This window comes from Streptomyces sp. NPDC051322 (genome assembly GCF_040689485.1).
In the GTDB taxonomy this organism is placed as follows: domain Bacteria; phylum Actinomycetota; class Actinomycetes; order Streptomycetales; family Streptomycetaceae; genus Streptomyces.
The window spans coordinates 349728-366784 of sequence record NZ_JBFBAK010000006.1 but is presented as its reverse complement, the minus strand read 5'-3'; the positions used below and the strand labels follow the sequence as shown (position 1 = coordinate 366784).

Sequence of the window (17057 nt, the reverse complement as noted above, 5' to 3'; positions counted from 1 at the left end):
CGTCGCGGGCAGACGGGGGGTTGATGCCGCTGCGGGCCGCCAAGCCGCCGCCAACCGAGCAGAAGAGGGCCAGGATGTTCGACGGCTTCGAAGAGGCGTACGTCAAGGTCGGCGAGGCCTCCGTCTTCGTCCGCTTCGGCGGCGAGGGCACACCGGTGGTGCTGCTGCACGGTCATCCCCGCACGTCGGCCACCTGGCATCGGGTCGCTCCGCTGCTTGTGGAGGCCGGTCACACGGTGGTCTGCCCGGACCTGCGCGGATACGGGCGTTCCCGCGGACCGCGGTTCACGACGGATCACGCGGGCTATTCCAAGCGCGCGGTCGCCGGTGACGTCGTGGCAGTGATGCGCCACCTCGGCCATCCCCGTTTCGCCCTCGTCGGGCATGACCGCGGGGGCCCGTGGCGCTGCGCCTCGCGCTCGATCAACCGGAGGCCGTCACCCGGGTGGCGTTTCTTGACTGCCTGCCGCTGACGGAGCACCTGTCGAGGATCACGGTCGAGTTCGCCACTCAGTGGTGGCACTGGTTCTTCTTCGCGCAGCCGGACGTTCCCGAGCGGGTGATCACCGCCGACCCCGACCGTTGGTATCGCGGTGACCCCGACAGCATGGGGCGCGAGAACTACGACGAGTGGCAGCAGGCGATCCACAATCCCGACGTCGTGCGGGCAATGCTGGAGGACTACCGAGCCGGCCTGACTGTCGACCGGCAGCATGAGGAAGCCGACCGGTCCGTCGGCGCCCGCATCACCTGCCCGGCGATGATCCTCTGGTCGCTCCAGGATGACCTGGAGGATCTCCACGGCGATCCCCTCGCGATCTGGCGCCGGTGGGCCACCGACGTACGCGGCCACGGCATCGACTCCGGACACCACGTAGCCGAACAGGCACCCGAAGCCCTGGCCTCCGCACTCACCGGCTTCCTCCACCCGAAGGCGGCCGACCCCAGACGGCAAGCACGCACGGAACACCCCAAGAGTTGAGATCTTCGCCGAGGATGGGGCCCGGGGGCGGTGAAGATCCGCTGTAGCCACGTGCCACGGCTGTCGTGCGGGATGAAGGATTACGCTGCGCTCATGACCCCCGCAGCAACCCCCGCCTACCGGCGCCTCGGCGTCGAGGAGCGTCGAATACAGCTTCTCGATGCGGCCCTGACGCTCTTCGCGCACCGGGCGCCGGAGGACGTGTCGCTCGATGACGTGGCGGAGGCGGCGGGGGTTTCGCGGCCGCTGGTCTACCGGTACTTCCCCGGCGGTAAGCAGCAGCTGTACGAGAAGGCACTGCGTTCGGCCGCTGACCAGCTGGAACTCTGCTTCGCCGAGCGGCAGACCGGTCCGCTCACCGGGCGTCTCCGTCAGGTACTCGACCGTTATCTCGCATTCGTCGACGAGCACGACGCGGGTTTCTCGGCGCTGCTCCAGGGTGGCAGCGTTGCCGAGACGTCCCGTACCGGCGCCATCGTCGACGAGGTGCGCCGGGCCGCCGCCGAGCAGATCCTGGTGCATCTCGGCGCGGACTCCCCGGGGCCGCGGCTGCGGATGCTGGTGCGTACCTGGATCGCCGCGGTGGAGGCCGCGTCGCTCATCTGGCTCGACGAGGGGAAGCAGCCGCCGCAGGGCGAGCTCCGCGACTGGCTGATCGACCACCTGATCGCGGTGCTCACGGTGAGCGCCGCGACGGACGCGCAGAGCGCCGCCGTCGTACGGGCCGCCCTGGCGCAGGAGCTTCCGGAGGGCCCGGCCGGCGTTCTGGCCCGGCGGCTGCTGCCGGCCCTGCCTGAGGCGTCCCACCTGCTGGCCGCACCGGGGGACGAGGCCCCCGAGGAGGGCTGAGTCAGACTGGCCCGGTGAAGAGCGAAGAGACCCTGTTCGAGGGCGGCCCGCTGGACGGGCGCATCCTGCCGATCCTACTGGGGCCGACCGGCAACCCGCCGAAGGTGTACGAGGTGCCCGTCCCGGACGCGGCCGGCGGACCGCCGACCGTGCTGGTCTACGTGCGCGTACCCGCAGGTCACACCAGGCGGCTGGGGCTGCTGCGCGGCTGGAAGTACGTGTACACGCCCGAAGGCCGTCCGCGCACGCTGAAGTGGCCCTGGTCGAAGGCGGAGGCCGCGTCCCGACAACCCCGACGCCCCTTCCGAGTGATCGCATTGGGCCGAACAGACCGCTACTGATGCGGCATCAGGTATCCCACCGCATGCTCGGCCCGGGCGGACGGCCCGCCCCGGAAGCGGAGGTGATGTGGTGTCAGGCGGGATGTCAGGCAGAGCGTCGGTCAGGCTGCTGCGGTTGGTCTGTGCGACGGCGGTGATCGGCATGGTCGTCACCGCGTCGCCCGCGCTCGCCGAGCCGGATCCGGGTGCGAGCGCGGGTACGCGTGCGGGCGCGGCTGGTGCGGGTACGGAAGCGACCGCACCGGCAGCCGCCGCCCCGGAGGCCACCACCACCGCGCCCACCACCGCCGCGGCGCTGCTGGACCGGCTCAAGAGCCTCTACCAGAGCTCGGAGGCGGCCGGACAGACCTACACGGCCGCCGCGGAAGCGCTCAAGCGGCAGCAAGCGGCGACCAGCAAGGTCGGCGCCGGGCTGGCGAAGGCGCGGAAGGAGCTCGCCGAGAGCCGCGACGCGGCCGGGCAGCTGGCCCGCGAGCAGTATCAGGGCAGGACGGGGCTCTCCCCGTATCTGCAGTTGTTGCTGGCCGACGATCCGGAGCAGGCCCTGGACGAGGGCCACCAGATCGCCCGGGCCTCCGCCGACCAGTTGGCGAAGATCAAGCGGCTCAAGAAGGTCGAACGGCGCGCGAGCGCGCTCGACAGCCGTTCGCGTGCCGCCCTCGCCGAGCAGCAGAAGCTGGCGGCCCGTAAGAAGAAGGCGCACGACACGGCCGAGTCCCGGCTGCGCGAGGCGGAGGCGCTGCTGGCCGGCTTCACCCCCGGTCAGGCGGCCGACGTGGCGGCGCTGGACCAGGCGGACACCGGAGCCGCGCAGAAGGAGCTGGTCGACTCCGGGGTGCTCAGCGGCCCGCCGGCGGCCGCGTCCGCGCAGGGCACCGCGGCGATGGCCTACGCGGTGGCGCAGGTCGGCAAGGCGTACGCCTGGGGCGCGGCGGGCCCGGACTCCTTCGACTGCTCCGGGCTAACCCAGCAGGCCTGGGCGCACGCCGGCCGGAAGATCCCGCGCACCAGCCAGGAGCAGTGGCGCGGTCTCCCGAAGGTGTCGCTGAGCGCACTGCGGCCGGGCGACCTGATCGTGTACTTCCCCGACGCCACCCATGTGGCGCTGTACATCGGCAACGGCAAAGTGGTCCAGGCACCCCGCCCCGGGGCACGGGTGGAGATCTCCCCGCTGGCGTCCGCCCCGGTGCTGGGCGCGGTCCGCCCCGATTCCGGAACCGCGGGAGCCCTGAAGGCCGGAACAGCACCGAAGGCCGGGGCGGCGTCGAAGGCCGCTCAGCCGGCGGACACCTCGGCGAGGTAGGCGCCGGTCTTCTCCGGGTCGTAGAAGAAGTTCTCGAAGTCCGCGGGGTTGTTGAAGCCGTTCGCGAAGCGGTCGGCGACCGGCTGGAGCTGCCCGGCGGCACCGATGAGGTTCAGCACGTGCTCGGGCGGGACGCCCAGCATCGCGTTCGTCCACTTGGTGACGTGCTGCGCCGTCGCCCAGTAGCGGTCGAAGGTCTGCTGCATCCACGCCTCGTCGAAGGGCCGGTCACCGTGCTCGGTGATGGCCTCCAGATACGCGGCCGCGCACTTCGACGCGGAGTTGGAACCCTGTCCGGTGATCGGGTCGTTGGCCACCACCACATCGGCCACGCCGAGGACGAGGCCGCCGCCGGGGAGCCGGCCGACGGGGTTGCGGACCGTGGGGGCGTAGCGCCCGGAGAGGGTGCCCGCCGCGTCGGTGAGTTCCACGTGCGTGGCGCGCGCGTACTCCCAGGGGGTGAACTTCTCCATGAGTTCCAGCGTGAGCGAGAGATGCTCGGCGGGGTCCTTGACGCCCTGGAAGGCGTCCAGCGGGCCACCGGGTATGCCCTCCCAGAAGAGGATGTCCGCACGGCCGCTGAGGGTGAGCGTCGGCATCACGAAGAGCTCGCCGACGCCGGGCACGAGATTGCAGCGGACCGCGTCGAAGTCGGGGTGCTCGGGTCGCGGGCCCATCCCGTGCACGTACGCCACGGCCAGCGCGCGCTGCGGCGCGGTGAACGGCGAGCGGGTGGCGTCCCGGCCGAACATCGAGACCAGTTCGCCCTTGCCCGCCGAGACCAGCACCAGGTCATAGGTGCGGGCGAAGAAGTCCAGGTCGGACACGGCGGCGCCGTGGATCACGAGTTGTCCGCCGCGCTGTGCGAAGGTCTCCATCCAGCCGGCCATCTTCACCCGCTGGTCGACCGACTGGGCGTACCCGTCGAGCTTGCCCACCCAGTCGATGGGGCGGGACCCGTCGGGGGCCGCGACGGAGACGCCGAGGCCCTCGATCCTCGGGGCCTGCGACTCCCAGAAGTTGATCCCCAGGTCACGCTCGTGCTGCAGCGCGGTGTCGAACATGCACTGCGTCGACATGACCCGGCCCGATCGGATCTCGTCGGCGGTGCGGTTGGACATCAGGGTGACCTCGTAGCCCTGCGACTGGAGACCGAGGGCGAGTTGAAGCCCGGACTGACCGGCTCCGACGATGAGTATCTTGCGCATGGCGGGCTGTTCTCCTATTCGGGGGTGGAGTCGAGTGCGTGGCCCACCAGGGCCAGCAGCGACTCGATCACCGTAATTCTGTTACGCGCGTCCATGATGAGTACAGGGACGTGGCGCGGGATCGTCAGGGCCTCGCGTACGTCCTGCGGTTCGAAGCCCGGGGTGCCTTCGAAGTGGTTGACCGCCACGATGTACGGCAGACCGCAGCTCTCGAAGTAGTCCAGCGCCGGGAAACAGTCGGCGAGACGGCGGGTGTCGGCCATCACTATCGCGCCGACCGCGCCGCGCACCAGGTCGTCCCACATGAACCAGAAGCGCTGCTGTCCCGGTGTGCCGAACACGTACAGCACCAGGTCGTCGTCGAGGGTGATCCGGCCGAAGTCCATGGCGACCGTGGTGGTCAGCTTGTCCGGTGTGGCGGTGAGGTCGTCGGTGTCCTCGCTCGCCTGGGTCATCAGCGCTTCGGTCTGCAGCGGTGTGATCTCCGAGACGGCGCTCACGAAGGTCGTCTTTCCGACGCCGAAGCCGCCCGCCACCACGATCTTGGTGGATATCGGTGCGCGGGTACGGTCGTTCTGCCAGGCCTGGATACCCTCGTCGGCCTCGGCGGGGATCAGCGTCTCAGAGACGGCGGAGTCCACTCAGCACCCTTTCGAGCAAAGCGCGGTCGGGCTGGCCTTCGCCGTGCCCGGTCCCGTACACACGGATCTTTCCCTGGTCTGCGAGGTCGCTGAGGAGGACCCGGACCACGCCGAGCGGCATCTTCAGCAGGGCCGAGATCTCCGCGACGGTGCGCATCCGGCGGCAGATCTCCACGATGGCCCGCATCTCCGGCATCAGGCTCATCGGACCGTTGGCCAGCTCCGGCCGCTCCGGAACCGCCTCGATGGCGGCCACGAAGGTCTCCACGAAGAGGATGTGGCCGAATTTGGTGCGGCCGCCGGTCAGTGAGTACGGCCGGACACGCGCCGGCCGCCGGTCGGGGCTGCGGACCGGTAGGTGAGGGGCGGGGGTCACTGGGCGCTCTCCATCGATTTGCGCAGCTCAATGCGGAGTTCGGGGGTGAGGACATGACCGGCGCGGCCGACGAAGAGCGCCATGTGGTAGGCCACCACGCTCATGTCGCAGTCGGGGGTGGCGTGCACCCCGAGCAGCGATCCGTCGCTGATCGACATCACGAAGACGCTGCCTTCCTCCATCGCGACCATCGTCTGCTTGACGGCTCCGCCGTCCATCAGCTTCGCGGCGCCGATGGTGAGGCTGCCGATGCCGGAGACGATGGTGGCGAGGTCGGCCGCCGACCCCTTGGGTCCGCTCGGAACATCTCTCGGCGCGACCGGCGTCTCCGGATCGGAGGAGAGCAGCATCAGTCCGTCGGACGACACGACGGCGACGGAACGGAGGCCTGGCACCTCCTCCACCAGGTTCTTCAACAGCCAGTGCAGGTTACGGGCTTCGCGGCTCAGTCCGAATGTGCTGGGCGCAGTCAACTGCGTGCCTCCTCGACACTGTCCCCCGCGTCATCGTTCCTTACAACCTCGGTCCCAAGCTGCTCCGAGATCTCTGCTTCGACGTCCTTCCGGCCGTTCTTCGCTCCTTGGTGGAAGCCACCGAGCCTACGACGCAGGGCCTCGGCGTCCACACCGCCGGGGCGCTGCCGGGGGGTGGCGTCGGCGGGCCTGCTGATCTTCGGGGTGCGCTTGGGCAGACCCTTGTCGGTCACGCGTTCCGTGACGCGTTCAGTGGTCTGTTCAGTGGTCTGTTCGGTGGTTTGTTCAGGGGTCTGGTCGGTGGTCTGCTGGCGTGGGAGCCGCATGGTGAAGGTCGGCTCGTCCACCGGTACCGCGCCCCCCGCAGCCCCCGCGTCCACCGTGTCGGCCGTCCGCTCGTGCGCGTCGGCCCCTATCGCGTAGCGCGAACGGGTGGGCAGCACGTTCGAGTTCGACTCCGCGACCGAACCCGGCAGGTTCAGCGTCGGCGCCGCCCCCGCCGTGGGCACGAAGTGCGGTGGGGCGAGCGGCGGTTCCTCGGGGAGCAGCGCACTCGGCAGCACCACGACCGCGGTGATACCGCCCTGCTTCTGCTCGCGCAGTTCGACCCGGACGCCGTGGCGCGCGGCGAGCAGCGCGGCCACCTGCAGACCGAGTCCGGCGCCGTCGTCGTCGGGGCGCCCCGGGTAGTAGGTCTCGGGGTCGGCCAGCCGGGCGTTGAGCTCGGCGCGCCGTCCGGCCGACATGCCGATGCCCTCGTCCTGCACCGAAAGCATCACCTCTCCGCTCTCCAGGAGCCAGCCGGACAGCTGGACCTGGGTGTCGGGCGGCGAGAAGGACGTGGCGTTCTCGAGGAGTTCGGCGATCAGGTGGCTGATGTCGTCGGCGGCGAAGCCGGCCACCTGGGAGTGCGGCGGCAGCGACCGGATGGCGACCCGTTCGTACCGTTCGATCTCGCCGGCGGCGGCGCGCAGCACGTCCACCAGCGGCACCGGGCCGCCGTGCGCGGGGCTGTGTTCGGTACCGGCCAGGACCAGCAGGTTCTCGCTGTGACGGCGCAGCACGGTCGCCATGTGGTCGAGCTTGAAGAGGGTGGCGAGCTGTTCCGGGTCCTGCTCGCGCTCCTCCAGGCCCTCGATGACGGTGAGCTGACGCTCGACCAGGCCGAGGCCGCGCAGCGAGAGGTTGACGAAGGTCGACTGGACGGTGTGCCGCAGCCGGTCGAGCCGGGCGGTGACTTCGGCGATCCTGGCCTCGTACGCGGCACGTTCGGCGGCCGGCAGCTCGCGGTCGCCGAACGGACCCGTGCCGACGCCGCCCACGGCATGCTGCGCCGCCCGGGCCTCGGCGGCCAGGACCCTGCCGTGCAGTGTGTTGATGGACCGGACGACCTGGGCGAACTCGTCGTTGCGGCCGGTGAACCTGATCGGCTCCTCCGCCCCGGGGCCCGCGGCGAGCCGGGCGGCCCCGATCCGCAGCACCGCGAGCGGGCGGGTGAGCGTCCGGGCCACGGCGGCGCCGACCCCGATGGTGAGCAGCAGCAGCGCCCCGGTGAGCGCGATCCGCCACTCGAGCGCGGTCACGGCTTCGTCGCGCAGCGCGGCGAACCGCTTGGCCTGCCGGGCGCCGAGAGCGGACTCCACGCCGCGCATCTGGTCGATGCGCGCGGTGAGCGCCGAGCCTGCCCTGGTCGGGCTGGTCTTCAGGTCGGATGCGGAGAGCTGCGGCTGGTCGGTGAGCCGGGTGAGGTACTTCTCGGCGGTGTCGACCTCCGGGCCGGAGACCGTGGCGTCCAGCGAATCCCGGGCGTCCGGACCGGCCGCCTGGTCGAAGTCGGCGAGTGCGGCCAGCTCCCTGACCCTGGACAGCTGGGCGGCGGTGCTCAGTTCGTCGCGGGTCCGCACCTCGGGGCCGTTCGGGTTGGCGTCCCGGGTGACGTACTGGCCGCTGACCGGGTCGTACGCCGTGGTGCTCGGCGGGCTGGGGACGGCCAGCGCGGCCAGCAGCAACCCGCGGGTGGCCGACGCCTGATCGACCGCGTGACCGAGGTCCACCTGGGCGCGGGTGGCCGCCGCGGCCGCCGGCGGAGTCTGCTCGGCGAGCTGGTCGGAGACCTCCTGGACCGTGCCGATGAGGTCCGAGTACGCCTTGTCGGCGTCCAGCGCGGAGCCCTTGCCGGTCAGTGCGGTCCTGCGGACGGCGGGCAGGGTGGCGAGAGCATGCCGGAGCGAGGCGGGAGCGGCCGCACTGATCTCGTCGATCTCGTTGTCGACGCGTACGGCCCGGTCGGCGGCCTGCTTGTCCTTCCGGTGCCGGCCACCGGCGATGTAGACCGTGACGTCGTCACGCTCGTCCGCCAGGGCGTGCGCCAGCGAGACCGCCTGCTGGTCGAGGCCGGCGAGGGTGACCTGGTGCTGGGCGTCCGTCAGTTCCGACGATGCGGTGAGGGCCGAGGGCACCCCGGCCGCGAGGACGGCCACGCCGACGGCGGCCACCCCCATGACCAGGCGCCTGCGGACCCGAACCGTGCGCTCGACAGGCCCGCTGTTGTTGCGCCGAAGCCGCTTGTTCCGCACCGGTGCTCGCAATCTCGTACTCGTCCTTGTACTCAGACGACTGGTCAGGCGACTGGCCCCAGCAAAAACGTCCCGCCCCTGATACGGCTACCGACCATTCCAGTGGTTTTGGGAGGGGACGGGGCATCACCCGGTCAGCCACTCGAAGGAGTGAACATCAACAGCGAGTTGGCGAACAACTCCGCGCCCGGCGCGCGCGAGGGGCGCGGCGGACATCGGTTGGAACTTCCGGACAGGCTTTGGCAGGATGCCCGCCCGCACTCACCGGACTCCCCCATTCCGCCCCAACGGACCGCCCCGGCCCGCTGGTACAGGCCAATCGATCACCGGCGCGCGCCGCCGGTACACGGTCGGGCAGACTGATCCACATGCGCACCGAAATCGCCTCCGCCCCCGGTTCCCCGGATCGTCCCAACGAGGACTGGGTGGGCGCGGTTCTGCCCGCCTCCGGACAGGGGGGCGTACTCGTCCTGCTGGACGGCGTGACACCGCCCGCCGGCACTGACGGATGCGAGCACGGGGTGCCCTGGTTCACCGCACGGTTGGGCGGCTCACTGGTCGAACTGTCCGGTTCGCGGCGGGATATGAGCTTGCGTGAGGTCCTTTCGGCGTCAATCCGACGCACCGCCGACGCCCACCGCGAGGGTTGTGACCTTTCTCACGTCCGTACGCCTCAGGCGACCGTGGTCCTGGTGCGTTGGTCCTCGGACGCGGTCGAGCATCTGGTGCTCTCCGACTCGATCCTGCTGATCGAGGACGCGCACGGTGCCGTACGGGCGGTGCTGGACGACCGGCTCGACCGGCTGCCGCGCACCGTGCTGGCGACCGAAGCGACAGCCGATGCGGTGCGCAACCGGGAGGGCGGCTTCTTCACCGCGGCCGCCGACCCGCAGGTGGCGGCGCGCGCGGTCGCCGGCCGTACGCCCGCTGGCCAGGTCCGGGCGCTGGCTGCGCTCAGCGACGGCGCGGGCCGCTGGGTGGAGACCTTCGGCGAAGGCGACTGGACCGAGTGCTTCGGCATCCTGCGCAAGGAGGGTCCGCAGTCACTGATCGACCGGGTGCGTGGACTGGAGGACGCGGACGCGTCGGCGGGCCGGACGCGGCTGCGGCGCAGCAAGACGCACGATGACGCGTCGGCCGCGCTTCTGGAGCCGTAAGGGGCTGTCCCGTAGTCACCGCTCGGCGCGGGCGTTCAACTGGTGCAGCAGCCTGGCCAGCTCGGAGACCTCCCTGCGGTCCCAGCCCTCGAGCCTGCGGACGTACTCGGCCCGGCGGGCGTCCCGCACCCGGCGCAGCCGTTCGCGTCCCTCGTCGGTGAGCCGGATCAGGAAGGCCCGGCCGTCGTCCGGGTCCTGCTCGCGGGCGACCAGGCCCAGCTCCTCCAGGGCGCGCAGCTGGCGGCTCATGGTCGCCCGCCCGACCCCGATGAAGCCGGCCAGATCGGTGGCCCGCCGGCTGCCCCACTCGTCCAGGCACACCAACAGCCCGTACGCGGCGGCCTCCAGGCCGGGATGGACGGCCCGGGACATCTCGCCGGAAGTGGCCCGCGCCCGGCGCAGGAAAACGGTCAACTCGCGCTCCACAGCGAGGAATGCCTGGTCCACACCACTTGGAGGCGTGGCCGCGTGTTCGCCGTCCGTACCGCTGTCGTGCACGTCAGCACCCCTCACGAGCTTTCCCGGTCCTGAAAGTTTCTTTCATCCCCTGCTATTGCCGCAGCTCCGCCAGTATTTCGCAGGAGTAGACCAACGGCAGCACCGAGGTCCTCTTCCGCCGCACCGGTCTACGTGCGTAGCGTCCTTCCTGACATGTTCATACCAGCACGTGTCAGCAGGTCAGCAGTCCCCCCACCGAGCCTTTCGGAGGCACGCTCATGCCCGTGCACAGATCCGGAACGGCCGGCCGCGGACGTATCGCCGCGGTCGGGATTCTTCTCGCATTCCTCACCTCGCTCCTCACCATGCCAGGTACCGCGTTCGCCGCGCACAAGCCGGGCACGCCGGCCCGCGGCACGGCCACGATGGGCATGGGCGTCATCGCCCATGACGGCCAGGGCGGCGCGCCGCACGAGACCCTCGCGACGCAGACCGAGGGTGTCGACGTCTCCAACTACCAGGGCAACGTGAACTGGACGACGCTGTGGAACAGCGGCGTCCGGTGGGCCTACACCAAGGCCACCGAAGGGAACTACTACACCAACCCCTCGTTCGCCCAGCAGTACAACGGCTCGTACAACGTCGGGATGATCCGGGGCGCCTACCACTTCGCGACGCCCAACGATTCGAGCGGCGCCAACCAGGCCAACTACTTCGTCAGCCACGGCGGCGGCTGGTCACGCGACGGCAAGACGCTGCCCGGGGTGCTGGACATCGAGTGGAACCCGTACGGAAGCGCCTGCTACGGGCTGAGCGCGGCGGGGATGGTCTCCTGGATCCGTGACTTCACCAACACGTACAAGTCGCTCACCGGGCGGGACGCGGTGATCTACACGGCCACCAGCTGGTGGACCCAGTGCACCGGCAACTCCGGGGCGTTCGGCTCCACCAACCCCCTGTGGATCGCCCGTTACAACACGTCGCCGGGCACGCTGCCGGCCGGCTGGGGCTACCAGACCATGTGGCAGTACACCTCCACCGGTCCCACGGTCGGCGACCACGACAAGTTCAACGGCGCGTTCGACCGGGTGCAGGCGCTGGCCAACGGTTAGGCCTTGCTTCGAACCGAATCCTGGACACACAAGCCCCGGCGCCGCCACGAAGGCGGCGCCGGGGCGACCCGTGTCAGGCTGCGGCCGGGATCCGTACCTCCGCGGCGGACAGTGCGATGTCCAGGACCTGCCGGACATCGGTCACCGGGTGCACGTCCAGCTTGTCGAGCACCTCGGCGGGGACGTCGTCCAGATCGGCCTCGTTCCGCTTGGGGATCACCACCGTGGTGATGCCCGCCCGGTGTGCGGCCAGGAGCTTCTGCTTCAGGCCGCCGATCGGCAGCACCCGACCGGTCAGCGACACCTCGCCGGTCATCGCCACATCCGTACGGACCTGCCGGCCGGACAACAGGGACGCCAGCGCCGTCGTCATGGTGATGCCCGCGCTCGGACCGTCCTTGGGCACCGCGCCGGCCGGGAAGTGGATGTGCACGCCGCGGTCCTTCAGATCGGCGACCGGCAGTTCCAGTTCGGCGCCGTGCGAGCGCAGGAAGGAGAGCGCGATCTGCGCCGACTCCTTCATCACGTCACCGAGCTGCCCGGTCAGGGTCAGTCCGGCCGCGCCGGTCTCCGGATCGGCCAGCGACGCCTCGACGAAGAGCACGTCACCGCCTGCCCCGGTGACCGCGAGCCCGGTGGCCACCCCGGGCACCGCCGTACGGCGCTCCTCCGGCAGCTGGGCCGACTCGGGGACGTGGTGGGGCCGGCCGATCAGCCGGCGCAGCTGCTCGTCGGTGACGGTGAACGGCAGCTCCTGCTCGCCGAGCTCGTGCCGGGCCGCCACCTTCCGCAGCAGCCTGGCCACCGCCCGCTCCAGATTCCGTACGCCCGCCTCGCGGGTGTACTCGCCCGCCAGCTTGCGCAGCGCGGCGTCGTCCAGGGTCACTTCGCCGCTCTCCAGGCCGGCCCGTTCCAACTGCCTGGGCAGCAGGTGGTCACGGGCGATGACGACCTTCTCGTCCTCCGTGTACCCGTCGAGGGTGACCAGTTCCATCCGGTCGAGCAGGGCCTCCGGGATGGCTTCCAGGACGTTGGCTGTGGCGAGGAACACCACATCCGAGAGGTCGAGCTCGACCTCCAGGTAGTGATCGCGGAAGGTGTGGTTCTGCGCCGGGTCGAGCACCTCGAGCAGGGCGGCCGCCGGGTCTCCCCGGAAGTCGGAGCCGACCTTGTCGATCTCGTCGAGCAGCACGACCGGATTCATCGACCCGGCCTCCTTGATCGCCCGGACGATCCGGCCGGGGATGGCTCCCACATAGGTGCGCCGGTGTCCGCGGATCTCCGCCTCGTCCCGCACACCGCCGAGCGCGACCCGGACGAACGTCCGGCCCATGGCGTGCGCGACGGACTCGCCGAGCGAGGTCTTGCCCACGCCGGGCGGGCCGACCAGAGCCAGCACCGCGCCGCCGCGGCGGCCTCCCACGACGCCCATGCCGCGGTCCGCGCGGCGCTTGCGCACCGCCAGGTACTCGGTGATCCGCTCCTTCACATCGTCCAGGCCCGCGTGCTCGGCGTCGAGAATCTCCCGGGCGCCCCGGATGTCGTACTCGTCCTCGGTCCGCTCGTTCCAGGGCAGCTCCAGGACGGTGTCCAACCAGGTCCGGATCCAGGAGCCCTCGGGAGACTGATCGGAAGAGCGCTCCAGCTTCTCGACCTCCTTGAGCGCGGCTTCGCGCACCTTCTCCGGGAGATCGGCGGCCTCCACCCGGGCCCGGTAGTCGTCGGACTCGTCCTCCGGGTCTCCGTTGAGCTCGGAGAGCTCCTTGCGTACGGCGTCCAGCTGGCGGCGCAGCAGGAATTCGCGCTGCTGCTTGTCGACACCCTCCTGGACGTCCTTGGCGATCGACTCGGCGACGTCCTGCTCGGCGAGGTGTTCGCGCAGCCACTGGACGGCGAGCTTCAGGCGGGCCACCGGATCGCCGGTCTCCAGCAGCTCGATCTTCTGGTCGAGGGTGAGGAAGGGCGAGTAGCCGGAGTTGTCGGCGAGCGCGGACACGTCCTCGATCTGCTGGACCCGGTCCACCACCTGCCAGGCGCCGCGCTTCTTCAGCCAGTCGGTGGCGAGTGCCTTGTACTCCTTGGCCAGCTCGGCGACGGCTCCGGGCAGCTCCGGGTCGGTGTCGGACACCGTCGGCGCGGCCTCGTCGATACGGACGCCCTCCACCCAGAGTGCGGCGCCGGGGCCGGTCGTCCCGGCGCCGATCCGCACGCGGCCGCGGCCCCGGATGAGGGCTCCCGGGTCGCCGTCGGAGAGCCGGCCGACCTGCTCGACGGTGCCGAGGACGCCGGTGCTCGCATACCTGCCGTCGATGCGCGGAACGAGCAGGACCAGCGGCTTGTTGCCAGTGGAGCGGGCCGCGGACGCCTGTGCAGCCTCCACCGCGGCACGCACCTCGGTGTCGGACAGGTCCAGCGGCACCACCATTCCGGGGAGCACGACCTCGTCGTCGAGGGGCAGCACGGGCAGGGTGAGCGGTGTGGACGTGGAAGCCATGATCTCCCCTTAGGCAGTGAAGTTGAGCAATGCAGACTCAATGCTCGCTCAATGCGCCAAGGGTCACCGATGTTCCCCGGAGCGTGTTCGCTCTCAGCGATCTATCGCGCGCCACCCGCGTGACCGCCCGGTGCACCGCCCGGACCTGCCGCGATAGCCTCCGATCCGTCACGGAGTACGGCGGACGATGCCCGCAGCACGGAGGCGATCACCATCGAGACGGCACACACACTGGACCGGCGCGACGGCCCGTACGGAGAAGTCGTCCTGCGCGGGCGGGGCGAGCACTTCGAGATCATCGCCAACGGGTGCTTCCTGATGGACACGTCGGACGGCCGCTCCGAGCGCCGGCTGATCGACTCGGCGCTCGACGCCCTGCCACCCGGACGGGACCGCCCGTCCGTACTCATCGGGGGTCTCGGCGTGGGTTTCTCGCTCGCGCATGCGGCGGCCGATCCGCGCTGGGGCGCGATCACGGTCGTCGAGCGGGAGCAGGCCATCATCGACTGGCATCTCGAAGGGCCTCTCTCGGCGATTTCGGGTCCGGCTCTCGCAGATCCGCGGACTGTGATCCTGCGCACCGATCTGATTGCTCACATCCGCGATGCGACCGGCGCATATGACGCCTTGTGTCTGGACATTGACAACGGACCGGACTGGACGGTGACCGAGGGCAACCACGGTCTCTACGCCCCGAGCGGGCTCATGGCCTGCATGGACCGCCTCAAACCGGGCGGAATCCTCGCGGTCTGGTCCGCCCGCCCGTCCCCCGACTTCGAGCAGTCGTTGCGGAATGCCGGATTCAGCGGGGTAAGAACCGAAGAGATCCCAGTTGCCCGAGGCGTTCCCGACGTCGTCCATCTCGCTGCTCGCCCTGCGTAGCCGGGACGCCTTAATTGCATCTAGTCTGCTCAGCGACGGATGAGATCGATAAGCCGTTTCCCGTCAGCAAAGCCGAACATCAGCAAACCCAGACATGTACCCAGACATCTAAAACCGCGTACGCGCAATTCCGAAGAACATGCACACGCATACCAAGAGCGCACTTCCAGGGGCGGGCGATGGAGCAGACACACACCACCCACAACGGCGTAGCGGCCACCCCCGGCGCCCAGCGCCGGGTGTTGGTCGTCGAGGACGACCCGACGATCGTCGACGCCATTGCCGCCCGGCTGCGAGCCGAGGGTTTTCAGGTGCAGACGGCAACCGACGGTCCGGCCGCAGTGGACGCGGCCCAGACCTGGCAGCCGGATCTGATGGTCCTCGACGTCATGCTGCCGGGCTTCGACGGCCTCGAGGTCTGCCGCCGCGTCCAGGCGCAGCGGCCGGTCCCCGTCCTGATGCTGACGGCGCGGGACGACGAGACCGACATGCTGGTCGGCCTGGGCGTCGGCGCCGACGACTACATGACCAAGCCGTTCTCGATGCGGGAGCTGGCAGCGCGCGTGCACGTCCTGCTGCGCCGGGTCGAGCGGGCCACCATCGCGGCGGCGACGCCGCGCAGCGGAATCCTCCGGCTCGGTGAGCTGGAGATCGACCACGCGCAGCGCCGGGTGCGGGTGCGCAACGACGATGTGCATCTGACGCCGACCGAGTTCGACCTGCTGGTCTGCCTGGCGAACACGCCGCGCGCCGTGCTCTCCCGGGAGCAGCTGCTCGCCGAGGTGTGGGACTGGGCCGACGCCTCGGGCACCCGGACGGTCGACAGCCACATCAAGGCACTGCGCCGGAAGATCGGTGCGGAGCGGATCCGTACGGTGCACGGCGTCGGCTACGCACTGGAGACGCCCGCCCCATGAGACGGACCCGAGACGGCCGGCCCGGGAACCGACGGCGGCCCGTCCAGGTTTCGATCGCGGCGAAGCTCGGCACGCTCGTCGTGGTGTCGGTCTTCATCACCACCGGCCTGGTGCTGGTGGCACTGCGCACCAAGACCGAACTCCGGTTCATCACGGTCTTCTCGGTGATCGCCTCGATGCTGATCACCCAGTTCGTGGCACACAGCCTGACCTCCCCGCTGGACGAGATGAACACCGTGGCCCGGTCGATCTCGCACGGTGACTACACCCGGCGGGTCAGCGGCGTCGGCCGCCGGGACGAGCTGGGTGACCTGGCGTCGACGATCAACCGGATGGCCGAGGACCTGGAGGCCGTGGACCGGAACCGCAAGGAACTGGTGGCGAACGTCTCCCATGAGCTGCGGACGCCGATCGCGGCGCTGCGCGCGGTGCTGGAGAACGTCGTGGACGGGGTGTCGGCCGCCGATCCCGAGACGATGCGCACCGCGCTGAAACAGACCGAGCGGCTCGGCCGGCTGGTCGAGACGCTGCTCGATCTCTCCCGCCTCGACAACGGCGTGATCCCGCTCAAGGCCCGCCGCTTCGAGGTGTGGCCGTACCTCTCGGGCGTACTGAAGGAAGCCAACCTGGCGTCGGCGCAGCGCCGGGGAACCGGCTCCGGCGGCCAGCACACCCGTACCGACGTGCATCTGCATCTGGACGTGTCACCGCCCGAGCTGACCGCGCACGCGGACGCCGAGCGGCTGCACCAGGTGGTCGCCAATCTGATCGACAACGCGGTCAAGCACTCCCCTCCGCACGGCCGGGTCACGGTGCGGGCCCGGCGCGGACTGCAGCCCGAGTCGCTGGACCTGGAGGTCATGGACGAGGGCCCGGGGATCCCCGAGCAGGAGCGCCACCGTGTCTTCGAGCGCTTCAACCGGGGCCGGGCGCCCTCCCCGCACGGACCGGGCAGCGACGGCGGTACCGGCCTGGGGCTGGCCATCGCGCGCTGGGCGGTGGATCTGCACGGCGGACGGATCGGGGTGGCCGAATCCTCTCGCGGCTGCCGGATCAGGGTCACTCTTCCGGGGGCACCGCGCACGTCCGCTTGACGTAGGGTTCCAAGCGGAAGCGCGCATTCTGCTGGCACATTCTGCCGAGAAGCCACGGGGTGAGCACGTCGGAGGGGACCGGCCGGGGGCCGGTGGCCCGGCGGTGTCGTACCCGGAGAGCGCCGAACTTCGCTTGTTTCCCGCCATTTCAAGCCCCGAAACCCGCTCTCAGATGTGACTTACGCGACGATGGGCGGCCCGGACTGCGCCTCCA

At 70.4% G+C, this 17057-nt stretch carries 15 protein-coding genes and 1 pseudogene; 9 read left to right on the top strand and 7 right to left on the bottom strand.

The genetic code is table 11. The features are described from left to right. Window positions 1–74 precede the first annotated feature (74 nt). From AB0436_RS17070 to AB0436_RS17055, 4 genes and pseudogenes are all read left to right on the top strand, one after another. A pseudogene (locus AB0436_RS17070) lies at window positions 75–982 on the top strand (alpha/beta hydrolase). 93 nt (window positions 983–1075) lie between these two features. Beyond that, complete coding sequence (locus AB0436_RS17065; RefSeq protein ID WP_366468653.1) at window positions 1076–1831, top strand: helix-turn-helix domain-containing protein; 756 nt, start codon at window positions 1076–1078, stop codon at window positions 1829–1831. Then, the gene (locus AB0436_RS17060) at window positions 1828–2172 is read left to right on the top strand and encodes a hypothetical protein (RefSeq protein WP_366468744.1); all 345 of its coding nucleotides are present in this window, start codon (window positions 1828–1830) and stop codon (window positions 2170–2172) included. The genes AB0436_RS17065 and AB0436_RS17060 overlap by 4 nt, the downstream gene beginning before the upstream one ends. A gap of 82 nt (window positions 2173–2254) precedes the next feature. After that, window positions 2255–3475, top strand: coding sequence for a C40 family peptidase (locus AB0436_RS17055; protein ID WP_366468652.1), 1221 nt, complete (start codon window positions 2255–2257; stop codon window positions 3473–3475). Here the strand turns inward: AB0436_RS17055 and AB0436_RS17050 are convergent. From AB0436_RS17050 to AB0436_RS17030, 5 genes are read right to left on the bottom strand one after another with little or no spacing between them, the layout of a single operon-like run. After that, on the bottom strand, window positions 3448–4683 hold the full coding sequence (locus tag AB0436_RS17050) for a styrene monooxygenase/indole monooxygenase family protein (protein ID WP_366468650.1): 1236 nt from the start codon (window positions 4681–4683) through the stop codon (window positions 3448–3450). The two genes, AB0436_RS17055 and AB0436_RS17050, sit on opposite strands and share 28 nt — an antisense overlap. Before the next feature lie 14 nt (window positions 4684–4697). After that, window positions 4698–5324, bottom strand: a complete 627-nt coding sequence (locus tag AB0436_RS17045) for an ATP/GTP-binding protein (RefSeq protein ID WP_365849409.1) — start codon at window positions 5322–5324, stop codon at window positions 4698–4700. Further along, window positions 5305–5700 carry a DUF742 domain-containing protein gene (locus AB0436_RS17040; protein WP_366468649.1) on the bottom strand — a complete coding sequence of 132 codons (396 nt, stop codon included), beginning with the start codon at window positions 5698–5700 and terminating at the stop codon, window positions 5305–5307. Before AB0436_RS17040 ends, AB0436_RS17045 begins: the two co-directional genes overlap by 20 nt. After that, a complete protein-coding gene (locus tag AB0436_RS17035) occupies window positions 5697–6173 on the bottom strand; it encodes a roadblock/LC7 domain-containing protein (protein ID WP_366468648.1) in 477 nt (158 codons plus the stop codon). Before AB0436_RS17035 ends, AB0436_RS17040 begins: the two co-directional genes overlap by 4 nt. Further along, complete coding sequence (locus tag AB0436_RS17030) at window positions 6170–8674, bottom strand: nitrate- and nitrite sensing domain-containing protein (RefSeq protein ID WP_366468743.1); 2505 nt, start codon at window positions 8672–8674, stop codon at window positions 6170–6172. The genes AB0436_RS17035 and AB0436_RS17030 overlap by 4 nt, the downstream gene beginning before the upstream one ends. Window positions 8675–9117: 443 nt before the next feature. Here AB0436_RS17030 and AB0436_RS17025 point away from each other — a divergent pair, with 443 nt between their 5' ends. Continuing rightward, window positions 9118–9906: a hypothetical protein gene (locus AB0436_RS17025; RefSeq protein ID WP_366468647.1), complete on the top strand. Its 789-nt coding sequence runs from the start codon at window positions 9118–9120 to the stop codon at window positions 9904–9906. A 15-nt stretch (window positions 9907–9921) separates the two neighbouring features. Here the strand turns inward: AB0436_RS17025 and AB0436_RS17020 are convergent, their stop codons facing one another. Further along, a complete protein-coding gene (locus tag AB0436_RS17020; protein WP_366468742.1) occupies window positions 9922–10404 on the bottom strand; it encodes a MarR family transcriptional regulator in 483 nt (160 codons plus the stop codon). 218 nt (window positions 10405–10622) lie between these two features. Between AB0436_RS17020 and AB0436_RS17015 the strand changes: the two genes are divergently transcribed. Next, window positions 10623–11456: a lysozyme gene (locus tag AB0436_RS17015; protein ID WP_366468646.1), complete on the top strand. Its 834-nt coding sequence runs from the start codon at window positions 10623–10625 to the stop codon at window positions 11454–11456. 73 nt (window positions 11457–11529) lie between these two features. Here AB0436_RS17015 and lon read toward each other — a convergent pair whose 3' ends face one another. Next, a complete protein-coding gene (lon, locus tag AB0436_RS17010; protein ID WP_366468645.1) occupies window positions 11530–13950 on the bottom strand; it encodes an endopeptidase La in 2421 nt (806 codons plus the stop codon). A 207-nt stretch (window positions 13951–14157) separates the two neighbouring features. Here lon and AB0436_RS17005 point away from each other — a divergent pair, with 207 nt between their 5' ends. The 3 genes from AB0436_RS17005 to AB0436_RS16995 all read left to right on the top strand — a co-directional run bounded on the left by AB0436_RS17005 (window position 14158) and on the right by AB0436_RS16995 (window position 16843). Beyond that, a complete protein-coding gene (locus tag AB0436_RS17005) occupies window positions 14158–14832 on the top strand; it encodes a spermidine synthase (RefSeq protein ID WP_366468741.1) in 675 nt (224 codons plus the stop codon). Window positions 14833–15011: 179 nt separating this feature from the next. Further along, window positions 15012–15749: a response regulator transcription factor gene (locus AB0436_RS17000; protein WP_366468644.1), complete on the top strand. Its 738-nt coding sequence runs from the start codon at window positions 15012–15014 to the stop codon at window positions 15747–15749. Further along, the gene (locus tag AB0436_RS16995; protein WP_366468643.1) at window positions 15746–16843 is read left to right on the top strand and encodes a HAMP domain-containing sensor histidine kinase; all 1098 of its coding nucleotides are present in this window, start codon (window positions 15746–15748) and stop codon (window positions 16841–16843) included. Before AB0436_RS17000 ends, AB0436_RS16995 begins: the two co-directional genes overlap by 4 nt. The last annotated feature ends 214 nt before the right edge of the window (window positions 16844–17057 follow it).